Origin of the sequence: Nocardia sp. NPDC050799, assembly GCF_040654015.1 — a bacterium.
Taxonomy (GTDB): Bacteria; Actinomycetota; Actinomycetes; order Mycobacteriales; family Mycobacteriaceae; genus Nocardia.
This window is the reverse complement of sequence record NZ_JBFAHF010000056.1, coordinates 1-23,082: the sequence shown is the minus strand read 5'-3', so window position 1 is coordinate 23,082 and position 23,082 is coordinate 1. Positions and strand designations below refer to the sequence as shown.

Annotated in this window: 19 protein-coding genes and 1 pseudogene; 7 read left to right on the top strand and 13 right to left on the bottom strand. The window is 69.6% G+C overall.

Going from position 1 to position 23,082, the window contains the following annotated elements; genetic code table 11:
• Nucleotides 1–21: 21 nt before the first annotated feature.
• Nucleotides 22–210, bottom strand: coding sequence for a hypothetical protein (locus tag AB0H42_RS33370; protein ID WP_357063241.1), 189 nt, complete (start codon nt 208–210; stop codon nt 22–24).
• A 149-nt stretch (nt 211–359) separates the two neighbouring features.
• Between AB0H42_RS33370 and AB0H42_RS33365 the strand changes: the two are divergent.
• Nucleotides 360–665: pseudogene (locus tag AB0H42_RS33365) on the top strand (transposase); the annotation flags it as partial.
• A 247-nt stretch (nt 666–912) separates the two neighbouring features.
• Here AB0H42_RS33365 and AB0H42_RS33360 read toward each other — a convergent pair.
• The 3 genes from AB0H42_RS33360 to AB0H42_RS33350 all read right to left on the bottom strand — a co-directional run bounded on the left by AB0H42_RS33360 (nt 913) and on the right by AB0H42_RS33350 (nt 6,708).
• Entirely contained in the window at nt 913–1,692 is a 780-nt protein-coding gene (locus AB0H42_RS33360; RefSeq protein WP_357063238.1) for a DNA-formamidopyrimidine glycosylase family protein, read from the bottom strand.
• 110 nt (nt 1,693–1,802) lie between these two features.
• Nucleotides 1,803–6,350, bottom strand: coding sequence for an ATP-dependent helicase (locus tag AB0H42_RS33355; protein ID WP_357063235.1), 4,548 nt, complete (start codon nt 6,348–6,350; stop codon nt 1,803–1,805).
• 79 nt (nt 6,351–6,429) lie between these two features.
• A complete protein-coding gene (locus tag AB0H42_RS33350; RefSeq protein WP_357063232.1) occupies nt 6,430–6,708 on the bottom strand; it encodes an antitoxin in 279 nt (92 codons plus the stop codon).
• A 104-nt stretch (nt 6,709–6,812) separates the two neighbouring features.
• Here AB0H42_RS33350 and AB0H42_RS33345 point away from each other — a divergent pair, with 104 nt between their 5' ends.
• Nucleotides 6,813–7,364, top strand: coding sequence for a histidine phosphatase family protein (locus AB0H42_RS33345; protein ID WP_357063229.1), 552 nt, complete (start codon nt 6,813–6,815; stop codon nt 7,362–7,364).
• 7 nt (nt 7,365–7,371) lie between these two features.
• On the opposite strand, the gene AB0H42_RS33340 is transcribed toward AB0H42_RS33345, so the two are convergent.
• Nucleotides 7,372–9,147 carry a protein kinase gene (locus tag AB0H42_RS33340; protein WP_357063226.1) on the bottom strand — a complete coding sequence of 592 codons (1,776 nt, stop codon included), beginning with the start codon at nt 9,145–9,147 and terminating at the stop codon, nt 7,372–7,374.
• A gap of 203 nt (nt 9,148–9,350) precedes the next feature.
• Here AB0H42_RS33340 and AB0H42_RS33335 point away from each other — a divergent pair, with 203 nt between their 5' ends.
• Nucleotides 9,351–9,695, top strand: a complete 345-nt coding sequence (locus AB0H42_RS33335; protein ID WP_357063224.1) for a hypothetical protein — start codon at nt 9,351–9,353, stop codon at nt 9,693–9,695.
• Nucleotides 9,696–9,713: 18 nt separating this feature from the next.
• Here AB0H42_RS33335 and lat read toward each other — a convergent pair whose 3' ends face one another.
• A complete protein-coding gene (gene lat / locus AB0H42_RS33330; protein WP_357063221.1) occupies nt 9,714–11,072 on the bottom strand; it encodes an L-lysine 6-transaminase in 1,359 nt (452 codons plus the stop codon).
• Between the two features lie 85 nt (nt 11,073–11,157).
• Nucleotides 11,158–11,610 carry an Lrp/AsnC family transcriptional regulator gene (locus AB0H42_RS33325; protein WP_357063219.1) on the bottom strand — a complete coding sequence of 151 codons (453 nt, stop codon included), beginning with the start codon at nt 11,608–11,610 and terminating at the stop codon, nt 11,158–11,160.
• A gap of 112 nt (nt 11,611–11,722) precedes the next feature.
• Between AB0H42_RS33325 and AB0H42_RS33320 the strand changes: the two genes are divergently transcribed.
• Nucleotides 11,723–13,255 (top strand): aldehyde dehydrogenase family protein, encoded by a 1,533-nt coding sequence (locus tag AB0H42_RS33320; RefSeq protein WP_357063216.1) that lies wholly within the window; start codon nt 11,723–11,725, stop codon nt 13,253–13,255.
• A gap of 126 nt (nt 13,256–13,381) precedes the next feature.
• Here the strand turns inward: AB0H42_RS33320 and AB0H42_RS33315 are convergent, their stop codons facing one another.
• From AB0H42_RS33315 to AB0H42_RS33305, 3 genes are all read right to left on the bottom strand, one after another.
• Nucleotides 13,382–14,350, bottom strand: coding sequence for a patatin family protein (locus AB0H42_RS33315; protein WP_357063214.1), 969 nt, complete (start codon nt 14,348–14,350; stop codon nt 13,382–13,384).
• A gap of 128 nt (nt 14,351–14,478) precedes the next feature.
• Entirely contained in the window at nt 14,479–16,263 is a 1,785-nt protein-coding gene (locus tag AB0H42_RS33310) for an acetyl/propionyl/methylcrotonyl-CoA carboxylase subunit alpha (protein ID WP_357063212.1), read from the bottom strand.
• A 570-nt stretch (nt 16,264–16,833) separates the two neighbouring features.
• On the bottom strand, nt 16,834–17,691 hold the full coding sequence (locus AB0H42_RS33305) for a sulfurtransferase (protein WP_357063209.1): 858 nt from the start codon (nt 17,689–17,691) through the stop codon (nt 16,834–16,836).
• A 166-nt stretch (nt 17,692–17,857) separates the two neighbouring features.
• On the opposite strand from AB0H42_RS33305, the gene AB0H42_RS33300 reads away from it, so the two are divergent.
• Nucleotides 17,858–18,838 carry a transcriptional regulator gene (locus tag AB0H42_RS33300; protein ID WP_357063207.1) on the top strand — a complete coding sequence of 327 codons (981 nt, stop codon included), beginning with the start codon at nt 17,858–17,860 and terminating at the stop codon, nt 18,836–18,838.
• Here AB0H42_RS33300 and AB0H42_RS33295 read toward each other — a convergent pair.
• The 3 genes from AB0H42_RS33295 to AB0H42_RS33285 form a co-directional block, all read right to left on the bottom strand.
• A complete protein-coding gene (locus AB0H42_RS33295) occupies nt 18,767–19,405 on the bottom strand; it encodes a nucleoside triphosphate pyrophosphatase (protein ID WP_030522492.1) in 639 nt (212 codons plus the stop codon). The genes AB0H42_RS33300 and AB0H42_RS33295 overlap by 72 nt on opposite strands.
• A 25-nt stretch (nt 19,406–19,430) precedes the next feature.
• Nucleotides 19,431–19,757 (bottom strand): acyl-CoA carboxylase subunit epsilon, encoded by a 327-nt coding sequence (locus AB0H42_RS33290; RefSeq protein ID WP_357063204.1) that lies wholly within the window; start codon nt 19,755–19,757, stop codon nt 19,431–19,433.
• A gap of 120 nt (nt 19,758–19,877) precedes the next feature.
• Complete coding sequence (locus AB0H42_RS33285) at nt 19,878–21,518, bottom strand: acyl-CoA carboxylase subunit beta (protein ID WP_357063201.1); 1,641 nt, start codon at nt 21,516–21,518, stop codon at nt 19,878–19,880.
• 284 nt (nt 21,519–21,802) lie between these two features.
• Between AB0H42_RS33285 and AB0H42_RS33280 the strand changes: the two genes are divergently transcribed.
• On the top strand, nt 21,803–21,985 hold the full coding sequence (locus tag AB0H42_RS33280) for a hypothetical protein (protein ID WP_357063198.1): 183 nt from the start codon (nt 21,803–21,805) through the stop codon (nt 21,983–21,985).
• Between the two features lie 61 nt (nt 21,986–22,046).
• Nucleotides 22,047–22,847, top strand: a complete 801-nt coding sequence (locus tag AB0H42_RS33275) for a biotin--[acetyl-CoA-carboxylase] ligase (protein ID WP_357063196.1) — start codon at nt 22,047–22,049, stop codon at nt 22,845–22,847.
• Nucleotides 22,848–23,082 lie beyond the last annotated feature (235 nt).

The window sequence follows — 23,082 nt, the reverse complement described above, 5'->3', positions numbered from 1 at the left end:
CGGGCCGCGGTTGCCTGCCACTCAATGAGCGGCCGGGTGGTGGCTCGGCGTCGTGGTGGTCGCCGGGCCGAGCGGTACCGGGGCCGGCGCCTGCGGGGTCGCGGCGGGATGCAGGAGGAAGTAGCAGAACGCCGCGGTGGCCACGATGGCCAGCACCGCGGAGAGCAGTTTGCCGGTGACGGCGGCCAGCCGGACGGTTCGGGTGTTCATCGAAGTGATCCCGAGGAAACCCCTGCGTTCAGTCGTGGGAAGGAATCGGGATCCCGCTCAAATGCTCTTTTGGTTCTTGACATAGCGTTTCGCTACCTCCAGGATCGCGCCGTCAACGGTGGCTACGAACTACGAATCGGTCCACAAGGGTGGGCAGGCGTGAGCGGGTGGTGGCGGACCATCGGACGATTGCTGTCGAGGACTTCAAACCGAAATTCCTGGCCGGTAGCAGCATTGCCAGGAAAGCGGCGGATGCCGCGATCGGTGCGGCAAAGCGCGAGCTGATCGAACGTGCCACGCGGGCGGGGCGGAAGGTGGTGTGGGTCCCGCCCGCCGATACGACTATGACCTGCGCGAGCTGTGGTACGAGAGCCAAGCAGCGGCTCGCGTTGGATGTGCGTGTCTTCCGGTGTGAGGTGTGCGGTCAGACCGCAGACAGGGACCGCAACGCCGCTCACGTGATTTTGGCGGCCACGGTAGAACTCGACCGTGTCAGTGTTGACGACGTAAGACATGGTTGGCCTCCCTCCGAGGGTGCCGATGATGCGGTCCGAGCTGGAAATCCCCCGGCTTCGGCCGTGGGGAAGTATTCAGGGACCTGCTTCCGGTACCCGTTGTGTCGTCGGAAAGCGGCCGATCATTACTGCGCTCATGGCGGCCGTCACAGCGGCGGCGATGGCCGGCATGCGACAGCGTACGTGCTCAGACGGGTGGGACCTGGCATTTGGGGCAGTAGTAGATACCGCGTTCCCGGTAGCTCACCCGGTCGTTGCGCGGCATCTTCTCACCCAGCATGTCGACCCGCAGGGGGGTCCCGCACCGGCGGCAGGGCCGGTGGGCCAGGCCGTAGACCAGCGGTCGCCAAGGCGGCCCGTGCGCGGCCCGATACATTACGCGCTGCGCTTCGTTCACCAGCGCCGGCAAATCCTCCACTTCACCCACCGGGCGAGCCGGATGGACCCGGCGCAGATAGCAGATCTCGCTGCGGTAGATATTGCCGATCCCGGCCAGATTGCGCTGATCGAGCAGGGCGACACCGATCGGGACATCCGGTGCGCGGGTGAGCCGGGCCAATGCCTCGGCGGGATCCCAGCCGGGACCGAGCAGATCCGGCCCCAGATGATCGATGGCGGTGTGCTCGTCCCGGCGGCGCAGCACCTCCACCAGGCCGAGATCGAATCCGACGGCCTCGGCCTCCGCGGTGCCGAGCACGATCCGGGCGGCGACCCGCGGTTTGGTCCAGCGTTGCCCGCAGTGGAAGACCCGCCAGCTGCCCTCCATCTTCAGATGGGTGTGCACACTGACCGTCTCGGTGCGGATGAACAGATGCTTCCCGTAGCTGCCCACGCTCTCCACGACCTGGCCGCGCAGATCGACGGTCGCGTAGCGGGGCACGCGGAAATCGCTGCGGGTCAGCGTCGCGCCCTCGAGTGCCGCGCGCAGCCGTCGCGCGGCGCGGAAAACGGCATCACCCTCGGGCATGAGCGCCGGTATCCATCGGCGTCGCCGCGGGGTCGGGGCGGTGTTCATGGACTCGTCCCGGGCCGGCCGGGTCGAGGTTCACACCACTGTCGGTGCTCAACGGTCGCCGATCACGGGCGGCCGACCGCACGTCGCAGGCGCAGGCCTTGCGGGGTGGTGGCGAAACCGGCTGCGGTGAGGAACTCGGCGAAGGTGTTGCCGTGCACCGATTCGCCGTCGACCCGATCGATGACCAGTGAATCCGCCCGGCCGGTCCGGACGAGTTCGGCCAGGGCGCCCGCCGCCGCCTGCCGGGCGGCGGGATCCTCGGTGCAGGTGAGCAGGGTTTTTCCGCCGCGTTCCAGATAGAGGACCAGCTCTCCGTCGACCAGTACGACCAGTGCGCCCGCCTTGCGGCCCGGCCGGTGACCGGCTCCGCCCTCGGTTTTGGGCCAGGGCAGGGCGGCGCCGTAGGGGTTGGCCGGATCGCAGGCCGCCAGGGCCAGCGCCGCCCCGGCGGGCCGCCGGTCGCCGTCGAACGAGCGCAGCCGGTCCACCACGTCGGTGGTGGAGAACTGCGCGCCGCCCAGCGAGTCGACGAAGTATCCGCGGCGGCAGCGGCCGCGGTCCTCGAATTCGCTGAGCACGCGGTAGACCAGTGCGAAACCGCCGGGTACGCCCTCGCTCTGTACCGAACCCTTGGTGAGCACACCGTAGCGCTCGAGCAGCAGGTCGGCGGTGGCGTGCGCGCGGACCGTGTTGTCGGTCGCGCGCTCGGGTAGCAGCGACCAGCGCCCGGCCACGGTGGGCGGACCCGACCGGCTCGGCATCGCGGGCCGGGGAAGGTAGGTGCGTCCGCGGGGGGCGCGCCGTGGGGTGCGGTGCGCGGTCGGGGTCCGGGTGGAGCCGGAGAGCCGGGCGCGTACCGGGGCGAACGTATCGCCGGAGACGAGGCCCGCCCACACCAGGTCCCACAGGGCGGCCGCGACCGCGGCATCGTCCAGCAAGCCCGTCGCTTCCGACAGTTGGCGGAAGAAATACGCTCCGCCACTGTGCAGGACCGGGGGCGCGGGATCGACATCGGCCCGCTGCTCCCCAAGCGCCATGAGCGTGGGGTCGGCGCCGAGCGCGGTGAGCAGCGCCAAGTGGGCTTCGGTGAGTTCCGGGTCGTCGGCCGGCGGCAGGGTGAGCGGAGCCTGATCGGCCGGATGCAGCGCGATCCAGCCGTCCTTGGCGTTGATGGCGCCGTGGCCGGACCAGCGCACCTCGCCGGTGGCCATGAGCTCGTCGAGGAAGGCGGGAGTGTAATCGCGGACGCGGGCCGGGAAAACCAGCGATTCCCACGCCGAAGCCGGCACCGGGACGCCGGCGAGCTGTTCCACCACCGTCGCCACGCCGTCGATTCCGCGCAACTCGCCGGTGCCGATGTGCTGCCAATCGGGCAGGAACCGGCCGAAGGTTGCGGTGGACACCGGTTCGACCTCGTGCCGGGCGGCGGCGAGGCTGCGCCGCCGTAGGCGCCGCAGCACCTGGGCGTCGCACCATTCCGAACCTCCGGTCTCCGGGGTGAACTCGCCCTCCACCACGCGTTTCTCGAGACCGAGACGGTGTAGCGCCGCCGCCGCGACCGCGGGGCCCAGACCGAACCGGTGCGCGACCGACTCGGTGGTGAAGGGTCCGTGCGTGCGGGCGTAGCGGGCCACCAGATCGCCGAGCGGATCGGGTACCGGTTCGATGAAGGCGGCCGGGGTGCCGATCGGCAGGGGCACCCCGAGTGCATCGCGCAGGCGGGACGCGTCCTCGATGGCGGCCCACCACGTCTGTCCCGCGTAGGAGACCTCGAGCGCGCGCCGGGCGCCGGCGAGTTCGGCGAACCACTCCGCGGGGTCCTCGCGGCAGCGCTCCCGCGCCTCGGCGGGGGTCAGCGGGCCGAGCAACCGCAGGAGATCGGCCAGGCCCTCCATATCTCGCGCGTGGCGTTCCGGCGTGCGTCGCTGAAGCTCCAGTTCGACCTGGGCGATGACCTCACCGTCCAGTAGTTCCCGCAACTCCACCCGGCCGAGCAGTTCGGCGAGCAGGGCGGAGTCCAGGGACAGGGCCGCGGCGCGCCGTTCGGCCAGCGGACTGTCGCCGTCGTACATGAACTGGCCGATGTAGTCGAACAGCAGGGCGTTGGCGAACGGGGACGGGGTGGCCGTCTCCACCTCGACCAGTCGTACCTGGCGGCGCGCCACGGCGGTGAGCAGATCCCGTAGCGCCGGCAGATCGTACACATCGCGCAGACATTCGCGCACCGTCTCCAGCAGGATCGGGAAGGCCGGGAATTTCCGGGCCACATCCAGCAATTGAGCCGATCGCTGCCGCTGCTGCCACAGCGGCGCGCGCCGTCCCGGATCGCGGCGCGGCAGTAGTAACGCCCGGGCCGCGCACTCCCGGAAACGGGACGCGAACAGTGCCGACCCGCCGACCTGTTCGGTGACCAGGTCGTCGATCTCGTCGGGTTCGAAGACGAACAGTTCCGCACCCGGCGGCTCGTCGGTGGTGTCGGGCAGCCGCACCACGATGCCGTCGTCGGAGGCGTTCGGGGCGGCATCGACGCCGAAGCGCTCCCGCAGGCGGGCGCCGACGGCCAGCGCCCAGGCCGCGTGCACGGGCATTCCGTAGGGCGAGTGCAGGACCAGCCGCCAGTCACCGAGTTCGTCGCGGAAACGTTCGACCACCAGGGTGCGGTCGGTGGGCAACCGCCCGGTCGCGTTGCGCTGGTCTTCCAGCAGCGCACGCAGGTTCGCGGTCGCGTTCTCGTCGAGCCCGGCCGCGGTGGTCTGCTCGGTGAGGGTTTCCGGGGAGGTCTGGGCACCGGCTCGACGGATGAATTGGCCCAGCGCGGCACCGAGTTCGGCCGGGCGGCCGAGTGAATCACCGTGCCAGAACGGCAAGCGCCCGGGGTGGCCGAAGGCGGGGGTCACCAGGACGCGGTCGAAGGTGATGTCCTCGATCCGCCAGCTGGTGGCGCCGAGCGCGAAGACATCGCCGACCCGTGACTCGTAGACCATCTCCTCGTCGAGTTCGCCCACCCGCGAAGCCTTCTCGCCGACCATGTACACCGTGAACATGCCGCGATCGGGGATCGCGCCGCCCGAGGTCACCGCCAGTCGCTGAGCACCCGGGCGGCCGGTGAGGGTGCCGGCGTCGCGGTCCCAGACCAGGCGCGGCCGGAGTTCGGCGAACTCGTCGGAGGGGTAGCGGCCGGCCAGCAGATCCAGTACCGCCTCGTAGGAGGAACGGGGGAGCGCGGCATAGCTGCCGGTGCCGCGCACGGTGTCGAACCAGGTGTCGACGTCCAGCGGTTCCAGGGCGCAGGCCGCGACCGTCTGCTGGGCGAGGATGTCCAGTGGATGCGCGGGTATCTTCAACGCCTCGATCTGCCCGGCCAGCATCCGCTGCGCGGCCACCGCGCAGTGCACCACATCGGTGCGGTGCTTGGGGAAGAGCACTCCGCGCGATATCTCGCCCACCTGATGGCCGGCCCGGCCGATGCGCTGCAACCCGCTCGCCACCGAGGGCGGCGCCTCGACCTGCACCACGAGGTCCACCGCGCCCATATCGATACCGAGTTCGAGACTGCTGGTGGCCACCACACAGCGCAGCCGGCCGCTTTTGAGATCGTCCTCGATCAGGGCCCGCTGTTCTTTGCTCACCGAACCGTGGTGCGCCCGGGCCAGCAGCGGTTCGGCGCCGTGGTTCACCTCCGTGGACGGCCCGAGCTGGGCGGGCGGGGGATGAGCGGTGTCGACGGATTCGCCCAGCCGTCCGGCGTAGGCCTCGTTCAGCCGGGCGGTCAGCCGTTCGGCGAGCCGGCGCGAATTGGCGAACACGATCGACGAACGGTGTTCGAGTACGAGTTCGACGATCGCCTCGTCCACATGCGGCCACAACGATCCGGGCTGGTCGGACTCGCCCGGCTCGGTCATATCCGGGACCGGGACCCGCACCGAGAGGTCGAAGGTCTTGGGCGCGGGCGGGTTCACGACGGTGATCGGCGTCGAGCCCACCAGGAACCGGCCCACCTCCTCGGGCGGCCGGACGGTCGCGGACAGGCCGATCCGCTGCGCGGGCCGTTCGGTGAGGGTGTCCAGCCGGGCCAGGGACAGCGCCAGATGCGACCCCCGCTTCGAACCGGCGATGGCGTGTACCTCGTCCACGATGACCGTGCGCACGCCGCGGAGGGTTTCCCGGGCCGCGGAGGTGAGCATCAGGAACAGCGATTCCGGGGTGGTGATGAGGATATCGGGCGGGGTGCGCTGCAACCGGCGGCGCTCCTGCGCGGTGGTGTCACCGGAACGGACGCCGACGCTGATCTCCGGGGCCGGCAGACCGAGGCGGCGGGCCGTCTGGCGCACCCCGACCAGCGGCGCGCGCAGATTCCGCTCCACGTCCACGGCCAGGGCCTTGAGCGGGGAGATGTAGAGCACCGAGGTACCCGATTCCGGCGGATCGGCCGCGGCCAGCCGGTCGATGGCCCACAGGAACGCCGACAGGGTCTTGCCGGACCCTGTCGGCGCGATCACGAGGGTGTGCTCACCGGCCGCGATCGCCTGCCACGCGCCCAGCTGGGCGGCCGTCGGCGCGGGGAACGCACCGTCGAACCACTGCTGGGTGGCGGCGGAGAACTCGGTCACGGAAACCAGTGTGCACCGGAGCACCGACACCGGGACGGTCGCGACCCGGCCGGCGCGGGCCGGCCGGGCGACCGACCGGTCAGGCGGGGGCTCCGTCGACCAGATCGGGGCCGGTGACCCCGGGGTCGGTGAATTCTGTTTCGGCGAGGTCGGGCGAGAGCAGGTCGGGGGTTCGGTTCTCAGTGACGAGTCCGGCCAGCCGGATCAGGTCCTCGGTGGTCACCCCGCCGACCCGCTGGAACTCCCGGCTGAGTCGGCGGCGGAGGAATTCGGTACGGGATATACCCAGGCCATTGGCTTGCCGGTCGATCTCGTCGATAACCGCACCGGGCACGGCGCGGATGAGTATGTCTGTCATTCCTCGATCACCTCCTGGCTGGCAGCGGGGCACGATGGACCGGGAGCCGTGATGATGCTTCGAGCCGGCTACCGGTGACAGTCCGGCGTTTCTATGCTTCGACGGTGCCTGGTGTTCGGAAACTCGAGTTGATCTCCCACGGTGTCACCGAGGCGTCACGGGCGGCGCGTTTCCCGGCCGATGAACCGCTCACCCCGGCGGGGCGGGCGATGCTGGCAGACCGGGTGGTCGAACCACCGGCAGGCGCGCGGATAGTCGTGGGCCCGGAGCGGCGGACCAGGGAGACTGCCCGACTACTGGGCTTGGATGCCGCACCACTATCGAGATTACGCGATCTCGACGCGGGCGCCTGGCGCGGTACGGAACCGGGGCTGCTGCCGCCGGAAGAAGTGGGCCGCTGGCTCACCGAGCCCGGATATCGCGGCCACGGGGGAGAGTCCGTCCTGGACCTGCTGGACCGGGTCCGCGGGTGGCTCGATGAGGTGGCCGATGGCGAGGCGCCGCATTCGATCGCGGTGACCCATCCGGCGGTGATCCGGGCCGTGCTGGTCGTGGCCCTGGCGGCCGCGCCGGAATCGTTCTGGCGTTTCGATGTGGCGCCGGGCGCCCGGGTCCGGCTGCACCACCGGACCGCGTGGACGCTGCGGCTGAACTGACCCCGGGCTACTGGGCGTCCAGGGCGACCGTGGTACCGAACGAGAGCGGGAAATCGCGGAAGGTCATGCTCGCGGGCACCGATCCGGTGGGCACCTCGAAGACCAGGTGCGTGCCCAGCGACTCATCGGGTTGCAGGGCGCGCGGGGCGGCCGCGGCGGCTGCGCGCTGCGCGGTGGCGGTCACATCGGGGGCGTACTTCACTCCCGCCGTATCGCGGAGTTCCTGCCCGAGCGGCAGGTAGGTCTTCGGTTGGGCCGCGATATTGCGCACGGTGAAGCTGACCACCACGAACGTCCCCTCGGCGCGTTCGAGACCGACCGCTCCCACCCCCGCTTCCACATTGCGGACCGCGAATTCGAAGTTGCCGTCCCGGACCGGAACGCCGGGATCGGCGATGCTCCCGGCCGTCGGCAGGTCGTCGCCGAAGAACCGGATCGACCCGGCACCACCGACCAGCGCGGCCACACAGCCGCCGATCAACAGCAGCGGCACGACCACGAGCACGATCGGCCAGAGCACCAACCGGCGCACGAGGCTCTTGCGGCGCCGCGGCGGTTTCGCCCGGGCGCGCGGCGCGCGGCGGCCGGGCGGGGGGCCTGGACGGTGGGGCGCGGGGCGGTTCGGCGCGACCGCATTGCCCCCGCTGTACGGCGGGGGCCCGGCTGCCTGCGCCGGACCGCTCCCGTGCCCGGGCCGCGGCCTGTTCTCCAGGCGGGTGTAGGCCCGCGTCGGGGGGTGAGCCGCGGAAGGCCCCGGCGCCGGGTCGCCGGGAGCATGTCCGGTGTAGGCCCGGGTGGCGGGGTACGAGGAGGACTGCCCGGCCGCCGGGCCCCCGGGTGTGTATTCCGTGTAGGCCCTGGTGCCCGGCGGGGCCGCGACCGCCGCGGCGGGCCGGTCGTCCAGTTCGTAGTGGCGGGTCCCGGGATGCTCCACAGCGCCGGGATCCGGTGCCGGCGCCGCACCCGGGAGAGCGCCCTGCGCGGCCCGCGCGAACTCGCCGGCGGTGCGATAGCGGTCGTCCGGGTCCTTGGCCAGCGCCCGGGCGATCACGCGGTCCAGTTCCATTGGGATTCCCGGGACCAGCGCGCGCACACTGGGCGGCGTGGTCGTGAGATGGTCGTGCATCTGCCGCGCCGGATCGGTATCGCCGAACGGCCGGGTACCGGCCAGGCATTCGTAGAGCACACAGCCCAGGGAGTAGATATCGGCGCGCGCGTCGGTGCTCCCGGTGAACCGTTCCGGAGCCATGTACGCCCAGGTCCCGACCGCCAGTCCGGAGGCGGTGAGGGCGGTGCTGCCGGCGCCGTGGGCGATACCGAAGTCGATGAGATACACGAAACCGTCGCGCCGGACGACGATATTGGACGGTTTCACATCCCGATGCACCAGTCCCGCCCGGTGCGCGGCATCCAGCGCCGCCGCGGTCTGGGCGACGATATCGACCGCGCGCCGCGGCGTCAGCGGGCCGTTCGTACGCAGGACACGGCCCAGATCGTCGCCCTCGACGTACTCCATCTCGATGAACAGGCGACCGTCCAGCGCACCGTGGGCGTGGATCGGCACGATATGACTGTCGTGCAGGCGTGCGGCGAGTTCGGCTTCGCGTTCGAACCGGCTGCGGTAGGTCTGGTCGGCGGCGAGTTCGACGGGTAGCAGCTTGAGCGCGACCCGCCCGCCCGGGCGTCCGCCGACGGGCTCGGCGTGGGCCAGCCACACCTGGCCCATCCCACCCTGGCCGAGCAATCGCTCGAGCCGGTAGCGGCCCAATCGCTGCCCGGTCATGACGCATCCTTCCCTGTCCCGGCCCACGGTCCGGGCGGTTGCGGTGAGCCGGGACCTGCCCGGGGCCGGACTGTACCCCGACCCTATCCGCGGTCGGCGGCGCGGCACAGTGTGAGGTCGCCGACCGATTTCGTCCGCGACCGTGACCCCGCGAAGGCGAACCGGCGTCGGCCGGGCCCGCCGGGTTGTGCGAGGGTGACCGGATGGAGGCGATCGAGATCAACGCGGGCGCATGGTATCTGCGCGCGCTGCGGGCCGATGACCGGATCGACGACCGGCCCGCGCTGGCCTCGGGCGGGATCACCGACCCGGACTACGTGGCCCGCCGCGGCGCCGAGTGGGCGGCGGAATCCCATTTCTCCTGGGCGGTGTGCGAACCGGTCACAGCGGAGCTGGTGGCCGAGATCGGGCTGACCCCGCGACCGGACGGGACTGCCGCGGTCGAGGGCTGGGCCCGGCCCGGTCAGCAGGCGGCGTTGGTCGCGGCCGCGGAGGCGGTGCGCCGGTTCGCCGCGGGCGCGCTGGGACTGCGACCCGACGCGGTGTGATCGTGTGCCGGGCCGGTGTCAGCCGAGGTCGGTGAGTACGCGGTCCAGCGCGGTCACCGCCTCGACGAGTTCACCGGGTTCCACCGTCAGCGGTGGCCGGAATCTGATGCCGCGGTCGCCGGAGCCGATCATGAGCACCCGTTCGCGTTCCCGCAGCGTGGTGAGGACGGCATCGCGGAAGGCGTTGTCCGACAACGTGGCAGCGCACATGAGACCGCGTCCGCGCGGGTCGGTGACCGCGGGTTGCCGCTCGGCGAGGTCACGCAGCAGATCGAGCAGCATGGCACCCAGTTCGCCGGCCCGGGCGATGAGATCGTCGCGTTCGATGACCTCCAGGATCCGGGTGGCCCGCACCATATCGGCGAGATTGCCGCCCCAGGTGGAATTCAGGCGCGAGGGCACCGTGAAGACATTGTCGCCGAGCTCGTCCACCCGGCCGCCGGCCATGATCCCGCACACCTGCGTCTTCTTCCCGAACGCCACCACATCCGGTTCCAGGCCGAGTTGCCGATAGGCCCAGGTGCTTCCGGTGATGCCGACCCCGGTCTGCACCTCGTCGAGGACGAACAGCGCGTCGTTGGCGCGGCACAGTTCCTGGACCGCGCGCAGGAATTCCGGGCGCATATGCCGGTCGCCGCCTTCGCCCTGGATCGGTTCGGCGATGAAGCAGGCGATCCCGTGGGGCCGCTCGGTGAAGGCGCGGGCGGCCTGGTCGAGCGCACGTCGTTCCGCTGCCTCGATATCGATATCCGGACCGAGCCAGGGCGTTTCGATCCGCGGCCAGTCGAAGGCGGGGAAGCGTTCGGTTTTGACCGGGTCGGTGTTGGTCAGCGACAGGGTGTAACCGCTGCGGCCGTGGAAAGCGCCCGTCAGATGCAGCACCCCGCCTTCGTACCCGGGTCGCGGTGTGCGTCCGTGGAGTTCGTTGTGCCGGCTCTTCCAGTCGAAGGCGGTTTTGAGCGCGTTCTCCACCGCGAGGGCGCCGCCGTCGATGAGGAAGATGTGCGGTAGCCGCGGATCGCCGAGCACCCGGACGAAGGTGTCCACGAAACGCGCCATCTCGACCGTGTAGATATCGGAGTTGCTCGGCTTGTCCATTGCGGCCGTGGTCAATTCGGCGCGGAATCCGGCGTCCTCGGTCAGCGCGGGATGGTTCATCCCGAGCGCGCTGGAAGCGAAGAAACCGAACATGTCGAGGTAATCGCTGCCGTCGCGGGCGTCCACCAGACGGCGGCCGCGGGACGCGCGCAGGTCGAGTACCAGGTCGAAACCGTCGGCGAGCATACTGGCCGACAGGGTCTCGATCACGCGAGAGGCGGGGATGCGGCCATCTGTCCTGCCATCGCCCGTGCCGGAGTGCTCCAGTTCGATGGTCACACTCCGACGGTACGGGACCGCACACCGGCTTGTCAGGAAGATTTACTGACAAGTCCGTAACTAATAAGAGTTGTTACGGTATCGGCTACTTTTCGTAGAATGTCTGAAGGATTATGGTGCTCCGGGTTCGGACATTGGCCGTCGCTCGGATCTGCTGCAGCAACTGTTCCAGATGCCGCGGCGAGGCCACCCGGACCAGCAGGATGTAGCTTTCGTCGCCCGCCACCGAATGGCAGGCCTCGATCCCCGGCATGTTCTGCAACGCCGCCGGGGCATCGTCGGGCTGGGAAGGATCGAGAGGAGTGATCGCCACAAATGCCGACAGCAGCTGTCCCAGCGCTTCGGGATCGACGTTCGCGGTGTAGCCACGGATCACGCCGCGCGCCTCGAGCCTGCGCACCCGTGACTGCACGGCGGATACCGAAAGACTCGCCTTCTCGGCCAGATTGGACAGGGTCGCCCGCCCATCGGACATCAGTTCCCGGATCAGCAGGCGATCGATCTCGTCCAGGGTTGGTTTTGCCGGTGTTTCCGCCATCAGCGAAGGCTAACGTAGCGGACACACCGCCGGAACATTGTTGTGAACGTTCATTCTCCGGCTGTCCCATTCGCACAGCGTATTTCGTCCGGCCGAACCCGAGGAGTTCGCGATGACCGAGACCGAACAGCAGACCGTCGCCGGATACGCCGGCCGGATCGGCGCGCTGCTGCGCGCACTGGAGATCGCGGACCCGGCGCCCGGCGATATGTTCGTGCGCTGTCCGATCGACGGCGGGGTGCTGATCGGCCTGCGGCCCGACGGCCCCGCCGAAATCGACACCGCGATCACCGAAGCGGCCGCCGCCTTCGCCACCTGGCGGCTGGTCCCGGCCCCGCAGCGGGCGGCCGTAGTGCGCGAACTCGCCGTACTGCTGCGCCGCCACCAGGACGAACTCGCCGAACTCGTCACTCTCGAAGTGGGCAAGATCCCCGCCGAGGCGCGCGGCGAGGTCCAGGAGATGATCGATATCTGCGAGTTCGCGGTCGGGCTGTCCCGCCAGCTCTACGGGTACACGATGGCCTCGGAGCGGCCGGGCCACCGGCTCATGGAGACCTGGCATCCGCTCGGTGTGGTCGGGGTGATCTCGGCCTTCAACTTCCCGGTCGCGGTCTGGGCCTGGAACACCGCCGTCGCGCTGGTCTGCGGCGACACTGTGGTGTGGAAGCCCTCGGACCGCACTCCGCTGACCGCTCTGGCCTGCCATACGTTGCTGCGCCGCGCGGCCACCAACGCCGGGGCGGACGGCCGGGTCCACCAGGTGATCCTGGGGTCCACGGACGCCGGAGCGCGGCTGGCCGATGACGAGCGGGTCGCACTGGTCAGCGCGACGGGCTCGGTCGCCATGGGTCGCGCGGTCGGCCCCCGCGTGGCCGCCCGGTTCGGCCGCTGCCTGCTGGAACTGGGCGGGAACAACGCGGCCGTGGTCGGTCCCTCCGCCGATCTGGACCTGGCGGTCCGGGGCATCGTCTTCGCGGCCGTCGGCACCGCCGGACAGCGCTGCACGAGTCTGCGCCGGCTCATCGTGCACTCCTCGGTCGCCGATGAACTGCTGGACCGCCTGGTGCGCGCGTACCGGCAGTTGCGGGTGGGCAACCCGCTGGACCCGGGTATCCAGGTGGGGCCGCTGCACGGGCCCGGCGCCTGGGCCGGGATGTGGGACGCGCTGGCCCGCGCCCGCGGGGACGGCGGTGCGGTGCTGTGCGGGGGCGAGCGGGTCGAACCCGAGGGCGTGGGGCCCGAGGCGTACTACGCCGACCCGGCGATCGTCCGGATGCCCGCCCAGACCGAGGTGGTGCGCGAGGAGACCTTCGCCCCGATCCTCTACGTCCTCACCTACGACGATTTCGACACTGCCCTGGCTCTGCACAACGGCGTACCGCAGGGACTGTCCTCGGCGATCTTCACCACCGACCAGCGGGAGGCCGAACGCTTCCTCGCCGCCGACGGGTCGGATTGCGGTATCGCCAATGTCAATATCGGCACCTCCGGCGCGGAGATCGGCGGTGCGTTCGGCGGCGAGAAGCACACCGGCGGCGGCCGTGAATCGGGATCGGACGCGTGGAAGGCCTATATGCGGCGGGCCACCAACACCATCAATTACTCCACCGAGCTACCCCTGGCCCAGGGCATCCGCTTCGACTGACGGCGGATCCGTGCGGCCGGCGAAATGTCGGCCTCGGAGCGACTCCCGCACACCTCCACGCCGATGGTCGGCATGTATGGGTCGGGGCCCGCCCCCGTTCTGGAGCGGTGGAGTGAAGAACCGGGGTCACGAGGGCCCTGGCCCCGCGCTGCCGGAGGCGGCGCCATGAACACAGCTGAACTCCGCGAACAATTCGGCTACCACGCGGCGGCCGATCTCCATACCGCGCGCCAGAATGCCGGGATCGGTTTCGACGCTGCTGATATCCGGTGACCCGGCCGGCGGGTGGATCTGGCAGGCCGTCGCACCCATCCCGGTGATCACCCCGTCCTCCAGCGCCTGCTGCCCGGGTCGCAGCTTCCATGCCTGGTAGGCGCCCGGGGCGATGAACCGCATATAGGTGCCGCCGACCACGTCGTGCAACCAGGGCGGCGGTGGCCGGCGTTCGTCGGCGCGCCGGGTCCGCAGGATGACGGCATGGGTGGCCCCGGCCTTCAGCGCGCTGCGTACCGGGACCGTTTCCGAGAGGCCGCCGTCGAAGTAGCGGCGTCCACCCAGTTCCACCGGCGGGCCGGCCAGTAGCGGCAGGCCGGAGGACGCCCGGAGCGCGGTCTGCAGTGTCGCCTTGTCGACGATGAACGGGTGCAGGTCCACCGGTTCGCCGGTGCGGATATCGGTGGCGATGGGATGAAAGGTGGTCTCGTTGGCCAGGATGGCCGGGAAATCCATGGGATGTAGCCCGTCGTACACCTTGTGCACCAGATAGTTCAGATCGAACGCGGGCCGTCCGCGCAGCATCCGGGCCGGGTCGATGGCCCGGCGCATGATCGCGGCGTCGGTCCAGGCCTTCATACCCCGCCCCGCCCGGCCACACAGCAGCCACGCCGCATTGATCGCGCCCGCCGAGGTGCCGTATACCGCGTCGAAGACCCGGGTCATGCCGAGCTGCTCCAGCGCGTGCACCATCCCGCTGGAGTACACGCCGCGGCTGCCGCCACCCTCGACGACGAGTACGAGCCGATGGCCGTCGGCTCGGCTATCGGATGCGAAACGGCCGCGGATCACCTCCGCGACCGTCGGTTGTACTGGGCTCACCAGGTCACCATACGCCGGAGCGGGTGGTGGCAATCGGCCGCGCACCCGGCTCCGGAGCAGTGTGCATCTACTGTTGGCTCACCGGTCGGCATGCTGTCGCATACCGGTCGCGGCCTACCGCGGGCGTGCTACTTGATCTCGGCGAGGACGGTGCCCTGGGTGATCGCGGCGCCGGCCGCGACGTTCAGGCCGGTGACCACGCCGGCCTTGTGCGCGTTGACCGGGTTCTCCATCTTCATGGCCTCGAGCACCACGATCAGATCGCCCGCCTCGACGGTCTGGCCTTCCTCGACGGCGACTTTGACCACGGTGCCCTGCATGGGGGCGGTGACCGCGTCACCGGAGGCGGCGCCGCCGCCCGCGCCACCCCGCGTGCGCGGTTTCGGCTTCTTGCGGACCGCGCCGGCCGCGGGAGCGCCGGAACCGACCGAGAACTGGCCCGGCAGCGAGACCTCGACCCGGCGGCCGCCGACCTCGACCACGACCTTCTGCCGCGGCTCGTCGTCCTCGTCGGCCGGGGCACCGCCGGTGAACGGCTCGACGGTGTTCTTCCACTCGGTCTCGATCCACTTGGTGTAGACGTCGAACGATTCACCGTCGCCGATGAAGGCCGGGTCCTCGACGATGGCCCGGTGGAACGGGATGACCGTGGCCAAACCCTCCACGTGGAACTCGGCGAGCGCGCGCCGCGCCCGCTCCAGGGCCTGGGTCCGGTTCTCGCCGGTGACGATCAGCTTGGCCAGCATCGAGTCGAACTGGCCGCCGATCACGCTGCCGGCCACCACGCCGGAGTCCACACGCACACCCGGGCCGGTCGGCTCGGAGTACGCGGTGACCGGGCCGGGGGCGGGCAGGAAGCCGCGGCCGGCGTCCTCGCCGTTGATCCGGAACTCGAAGGAGTGCCCACGCGGGGTCGGGTCCTCGGTGATCTCCAGCTTCTCGCCGTCGGCGATGCGGAACTGCTGGCGGACCAGGTCGATACCGGAGGTCTCCTCGGTGACCGGGTGCTCGACCTGCAGGCGGGTGTTGACCTCGAGGAACGAGACGGTGTCGCCCTGCACCAGGTATTCGACCGTGCCGGCGCCGTAGTAGCCGGCCTCCTTGCAGATGGCCTTGGCCGAGGCGTGGATGCGGGCGCGCTGGTCGTCGGTCAGGAACGGGGCCGGAGCCTCCTCGACCAGCTTCTGGAAGCGGCGCTGCAGCGAGCAGTCGCGGGTGCCGGCGACGATCACGTTGCCGTGCTGGTCGGCGATGACCTGGGCTTCGACGTGGCGGGCCTTGTCCAGGTATTGCTCGACGAAGCATTCGCCGCGGCCGAAGGCGGCGACGGCCTCGCGGGTCGCCGACTCGAACAGTTCGGGGATCTCCTCGATGGTGTGCGCGACCTTCATCCCGCGGCCGCCGCCACCGAACGCGGCCTTGATCGCGACCGGCACGCCGTACTGCTTCGCGAACTCGACGACCTCGTCGGCGTTTTTCACCGGGTCCTTGGTGCCCGCGGCCATCGGTGCCTTCGCCCGCTCGGCGATATGGCGCGCGGTGACCTTGTCGCCGAGGTCGCGGATGGACTGCGGGGAGGGTCCGATCCAGATCAGCCCGGCGTCGAGGACGGCCTGGGCGAAGTCGGCGTTCTCGGAGAGGAAGCCGTAACCGGGGTGGATGGCATCGGCGCCGGATTTGGCGGCGGCATCCAGGATCTTGTCGAAGACCAGGTAGGACTCGGCAGAGGTCTGCCCGCCGAGGGCGAAGGCTTCGTCGGCGAGCTTGACGAAGGGTGCGTCGGCGTCGGGTTCGGCGTAAACCGCGACACTGCCGAGGCCGGCGTCCTTGGCCGCCCGGATAACGCGCACGGCAATCTCGCCTCGGTTAGCTACGAGTACCTTCGTGATCCGCGCGCTGGCATGGCTGGGCACTGAGCCTCCTGTGTGCAATCTCTGTGTTCGCTGTGCGGGATGGGCCGCGCTTCGGCTCCGCTCCCGCGGATCGGGGTCCGCTGTCCGGCTTCCGAAGAGGATCGGATCGCTTGGTGGGCTCCGGGTCCGTGGGTTCGGATCCGCTACGCGGGCTCCGCGCCCGTGGTCGACACTATCTGTCTCGGGGCGAGTGTAGGCAGTCTGCCAACAAAGCCGGAACTCGGATAGGGCTACCGGGCAGTAGGTCGCAGATCACAATGGGTCGGAGCGGACTATGTGGCACACTGCTGTGTTTTTGGCGCCGCCTGCGGCGTCGCGGGGGTTGAGGCCCCCTTGGTCTCGCCGTTTCGGCCTCGAGACTCGTGCCTTCGGCTCCTGCGATGTGCGGTGGGCCGTTCATAGAGGGCGACCGTTGAGCACCTTCGGCCAAGGGGCGAGACGGGCCTCAAACCTTGGGGGTGTCTCGCAAAACTCGACGCATGCGGTTGCGTCTCGACTCGTGCGGTGGCGTGGGCGCGGACGTTGCAGGTGGATGGGTGGACCTGTTTTTGTGGGCTCGCGGAGCTCCGGTCACACCCCACCAGTGGCTATCGGCATCCGGACCGAGTTGCCCCATTCGGTCCAGGAGCCGTCGTAGTTGCGTACCGTCTCGCGGCCGAGCAGGTACTTCAGGACGAACCAGGTGTGGCTGGAGCGTTCGCCGACCCCGCTGTAGACGGTGATCGGGCCCGGCTCGACAGCGCCGTAGATCTCGTCCAGTTCGGCGCGGCCGCGGAAACGGGAGCCGGAGGTGAGGGCACTGGTCCACGGAATGTTGACGGCGGTGGGGATGTGCCCGCCGCGCAGGGCCGTGCCGGGCCCGCCCTCGCCGGGGTCGCCCGCGTACTCGTGCGGGGAGCGCACATCGACCAGCGGGTCGCCCAGATCGGCGAGGACGTCCCCGCGGAAAGCGCGGATCGACGTATCGTCCCGCTCGACCTGCGGGTATCGGCTGCGGGCCGGTTCGGGGGTTTCGAAAACGGTGTCGCGGCCCTCGCCGATCCAGGCGTCGCGGCCGCCGTCGAGCAGTCGGACGTCCCGATGGCCGAACATGGTGAAAAGCCACAGCGCGTGGGCGGCGTGCGAGTTACCGTCATTGCCGTACAGCACGACGGTGTCGTCGTGTTCGACGCCCTGGGAGCGCATGAGTTCGGTGAACCGCTCGCCATCGATATAGTCACGGGTCACCGGGTCGTCGAGGTCGCTGCGCCAGTCGAGCTTGCTGGCCCCGGGAACATGGCCTATGCCGTAGAGGAGGACGTCGGCATTACATTCGATGATCTTCATACCGGGCGTGCCGAGGTTTGCCGACAGCCATTCCGTGGTTACCAGACGGTGTGGGTGAGCATAGGAAGCGAAGGCGGGATATGGGTCCGGGGCGACGGGCACGTTCGGGTTCCTTCACAGGTGGCGGGCAGTGCTGACGACAGGTTCGAGCCGCACTGTGGATAGTAAGTGTGACTTGAGGTGAACTTGTTGATGAGCACAGAGTCGGTGCAATGGGCGATTTGATCGCACATGTCTCCGATAAAGTCTCCCCGAAGGAGGGGTGAGCATGTCTGATTCTTGGCCGCGGCGGCGCCTGCTCGCGATCCTCCGCGGCGCGAGCGAGCCCCTGGACGCCCAGCAGCTGGCGCAGATCACCGGCCAGCATGTCACCACGGTGCGGTTCCATCTCGACATCCTCACCCGGGAGTCACTGGTCCGGCAGTTCCAGCAGCCGCCCCGCGGCCGGGGCCGGCCGCGGATCGGGTACCGGGCGGTCCAGCGGACCATCGGCTACCAGGACCTGGCCCAAGTGCTGGCCGAGCAGCTGGGACCCGATCCGGAACAGCGGGCGGCCGCCGGCCGGGCGGCCGGACGGGCCTGGGGAGACAAACTCGACACCGCCGGTGAACCGGTCGAATCAGTGCGCGACGCCAAGGACCGTGTCGTCTCGCTGATGTCGGAGCTGGGCTTCGCCCCCGAACGGGACGGGCGGGAGAGCGCCGCGCGCGACCCGGACCAGGGTGCGGTGGTCCGGTTGACGGCCTGCCCGCTGCGCGATCTGGCGCGAACACATACCGAAGTGGTGTGCGGGGTGCATCGCGGGCTGCTGGCGGCGCTGCTGGAGCGATCCGGGGCCCAGGGTGTGATCGAGGCCGAGCTCGAGCCGTTCGTGACCGAGGAGATGTGCGAGGTGCGGCTGCGGCGGGTGGGTCCGCCGGCCGCGCAGGCTCCGGCCGCGGAAGCGGCCGACTCCGCGACGACGGTCGCGCCCAGGCGTCCGCAGGCCGGCCGCATCGATGCGGCCGCCGGGCAGGCGGCGCGGTTGTCGCGGGCGTCGGGGCAGACGGTGCCGCCGGGTAGTCAGTTGCCGCCCGCGTCCGCGTCCCTGGAGTCGGACCCTTTCCCGCCCGCTACCGGGCCGCTGGCGCCGTCTGCGGGGCAGCAGGGTGGCCGGGCGTTCCGCGGCGCTCCGCCCTCAGGTGCGGTCGGCCCACAGCTGGGCGACACCAACACCCACTTCCTGGAGCAGTCGGCGCAGCAGTGGTAATCCGATCCCGACGACGCTGGAGGGGTCACCGTCGATCCGGTCGACGAACCAGCCCCCCAGCCCGTCGAGGGTGAACGCGCCCGCCACCTGCAGCGGTTCGCCGGTGGCGATATAGGCGTCCAGTTCGGCAGGATCGGGTTTGCCGAAGTGCACGGTGGTGGCGCTGCAGTCGATCGCCTCGGTGGTGACGACGCCGTCGCGTACGCGCAGAACGCAGTGCCCGGTGACCAGATCCGCGAAATGCCCGGCCATGGCCTGCCAGCGCGCCAGCGCCACCTCCGGCGTATGGGGTTTGCCCTGGAGTGCACCGTCGATCAGCAGCATGGAATCGCAGCCGACGACGACGAGATCGGGATCCGGTGCGTCGTCGGCCAGGGTGGACGCCACGGCCCGGGCTTTCGCCCGGGCCAGTTCGACGACGACTTCCCGAGGGCCGGTATCGGCCGGTAGGGCCGCCGCTACGGCATCCTCGTCCACGTCCGAGACCCGGACGATGGGTTCGATGCCCGCGGCCCGCAGTACCGACCGGCGGGCGGGTGACGCGGACGCGAGTACCAACCGGGTCACGTCTGGAGTTCTCCTGGGATCGGTGTCAGAACCGCAGATGCGACAGCTGCGGATAGGAGTACGGCGAGAACGGGGAGTTGCCGCGGTGCATCATCGTCGGCTTGCCCCACAGATCCTGCGGGCCGGAATCGGCGGACGCCGAACCCGCGGCGGCAGCGGTGAACACACACACGAGTGCGGCGATCTCCGCGTCGGTCGGCGCACCCTTTTCGATCACGAGGAACGGCTTCTCCCCGTTCGTCGCGGCGGCAGTGCCCGCGGCGGCTTCGGTCGCGGTATCGGCCGGCACATCCCTGGTGGCGAGATCCAGTTCCGCTGCGGCCAATACTTCTTCTTCTGCCACAATCGTCACAGTGCCAGATCCTCTCTCTTGCCTCGAGCGGGCTCGCGCGGTTCAGCGGAACCCGGTCGATCTTCTCTCACCGATCGCATACCCGAAATCAGTGTGCGGCCTACAGAGCGTATCGCCGGATCACAGCGGGATGTTGCCGTGTTTCTTCGGCGGCATGGTCACCATCTTCCGCTCCAGCAGCCGCAGCGCGGAGACGATCTGGCCGCGAGTGTGCGACGGGGGGATCACCGCGTCCACGTAACCGCGCTCGGCGGCGACGTAGGGATTGACCAAGGTGTCCTCGTACTCGTTCTGCAGTTCCAGCCGCAGTTTGTCCACGTCGGACCCGTCGCGGGCGGCGTCGGCCAGCTTCTTGCGGTACACGAAACCGACCGCGCCGGAGGCACCCATCACGGCGATCTGGGCGGTGGGCCAGGCCAGGTTCACATCGGCGCCCATATGCTTGGAACCCATGACGTCGTAGGCGCCACCGTAGGCCTTGCGGGTGATGATCGTGATTTTGCCCACAGTGGCCTCGCCGTAGGCGTAGAGCAGCTTCGCGCCGCGCCGGATGATGCCGTTGTATTCCTGGTCGGTACCGGGCAGGAAGCCGGGTACGTCGACCAGGGTGATGATCGGGACATTGAACGCGTCGCAGGTGCGGACGAACCGCGCGGCCTTCTCCGAGGCGTCGATATCGAGGCAGCCGGCGAACTGGGTGGGCTGGTTGGCGACGATGCCGACGCTGCGGCCGTCGACCCGGCCGAAGCCCACGATGATGTTCATGGCCCGCTCGGCCTGGATCTCCAGGAATTCGTCGTCGTCGAGCAGCCGGCGGATGACCTCGTGCATGTCATAGGGCTGGTTCGGCGAATCCGGGATCAGGTTGTCGAGTTCGAGGTCCTTTTCGGTGAGGGAATCCTCGATCGCGCCGGCGATCGGATCGGAGGCCGGGAAGCGCGGCGCCTCGGCGCGGTTGTTGCTCGGCAGGTAGGACAGCAGGTCCTTGACGTAGTCGAGGGCGTCCTGTTCACCGGAGGCCACGTAGTGCGCCGAACCCGACTTCACCATGTGGGTGTGGGCGCCGCCCAGCTCCTCCATGGTGACCTCTTCGCCGGTGACGGTCTTGATGACGTCGGGGCCGGTGATGAACATCTGGCTGGTCTGGTCGACCATCACCACGAAGTCGGTGAGCGCGGGGGAGTACACGTGCCCACCCGCGGCGGCGCCCATGATCAGCGAGATCTGCGGGATCACCCCGGAGGCCTGGATATTGCGGTGGAAGATCTCGCCGTAGAGGCCGAGCGAGACCACGCCCTCCTGGATACGCGCGCCGGCGCCCTCGTTGATGCCGATCAGCGGTCGGCCGGTTTTGAGCGCCAGGTCCATGACCTTGACGATCTTCTCGCCGTACACCTCGCCCAGGCTGCCGCCGAACACGGTGACGTCCTGGCTGAAGATGCACACCTCGCGGCCGTCGATGCTGCCGTAACCGGTCACCACGCCGTCGCCCAGCGGGCGCTGCTTGTCGAGGCCGAAGTTCACGCTGCGGTGCCGGGCCAAAGCATCGAGTTCGACGAAGGAACCCTCGTCGAGCAGGGCGAGAATACGCTCCCGCGCGGTCATCTTGCCCTTGGCGTGCACCTTGTCGATCGCGGCCTCACCCATCGGATGCTGGGCTTCTTCCAGCCGATTCCGCAGGTCAGCCAGTTTGCCGGCGGTGGTGTGGATATCGGGCGCACCTGCCGAATCCGGCGTGGGCTGCTGCTGGACACTCGTCATGGCTCGGAGTGTAACCAGAGCCGCACCGCGCTGTTAACCCAGATCCTGCTACTGGTGAGTAGAACCCGGTCCAGAAAACCCCAGGTGGACAAGTCGCCACCGGTTCATATGTGTACCGCGAATCGCGGCAAACGTCCACACGACACGCCACGGTGATCCGTCACAAGCCTAACCCGTCCGCGTCGTGAGCGCGCGGCCCGCCGTTAAATCGCTTTCGCTGCGCCGGATCGGGCAATACCCTTGGAGCAGGCCACTTTTGGAACACAGAGGGGAGGTGGCCTGCTATGTGGCACTGGACAACTCGAGACGGCCGATTCCCGGAGGCCTTGGCATTCACCCGGGTGACCGAGCCGGAACCGACCGTCACCGAAACAGTCGCCGAGAGCGAAGCCGAGGAGACCGACACCGTGGAGAACGAGGCGATGCCCGCGGTTTCCCGGCTCATCGGCTACGACCTCGCCGGCTAGACCCGGTGGTCACCGCACCCGCCGTGCGGTGACCACCGGCCCCGGCCGATACTCTGCCCAGGTGCAGAGGCCACCGTTGAACGTCGAACATCTCCGGCGAGCGCTGACCGGAACTCCGGAACTGGCGTTCTACACCGGAATCGACGTGATCGAATCGACCGGATCCACCAACGCGGACCTGATCGCGCGCGCCGGAGACCCGGATATCGATCGTGTCGTACTGGTCGCGGAAGCGCAGGAGAGCGGGCGTGGCCGGCTCGCCCGCGCCTGGGCCGGTCCGCCACGCGCACAGATCGCCCTCTCCCTGCTCATCCGGCCCGAGGGCCTCGACCCCGAAGCTCTCGGCTGGTTGCCGCTGCTCACCGGGATCGCCGCGGTCGACGCGCTCACGACGACCGCTCGGGTGCCCGCCGCCCTGAAATGGCCCAACGACGTGCTGATCGAGGGCCGCAAGGTCGCCGGCATCCTGGCCGAAGTCGCCGCCGCGGGGCCCCGCCCGGCGATCGTCGTGGGTATCGGCATGAATGTGAGCCTCACCGCCGACGAACTCCCCGTCCCACACGCCACCTCGCTGCTCCTCAGCGGCGCCGCCGACACCGATCGCACCCGCTTGGTGCTGTCCTTCCTGACCGAGTTCGCCCGCCGCTACACCCGGTGGCAGGAATCCGGATGGGCCGCGGAGACGCTCGCCGACGCCTACCGGGAACGCTGTGCGACGCTGGGCTCCCGGGTGCGGGCGGAACTGCCAGGGGGCGGGGTGCTGACGGGGATCGCTCGCGATATCGATTCGGCGGGGCGGTTGCTGATCGAGGACCGAGCTGTCGCGGCGGGAGATGTGACGCATCTGCGGCCGGGGGACTGAGAGTTCCGGCGGGGGGCCGGGTTTCATAGGTTGGGCGGTCCGGGGCGACGAGGCGGAGTTGGTCGCGGAGGTGGAGGGGTGGGCTTGTTCGTGAAGGTGAGGGGTGAGCTCGCTGGTGAAGGCGCTGTGTTTTTTGGCGCGCCTTCGGCGCGCGGGGTTGAGGCCCCCTTGGTCTCGCCGTTTCGGCCTCGAGACTCGAGCCTTCGGCTCATGCGCTTTCGAGGCCGAAACGGCG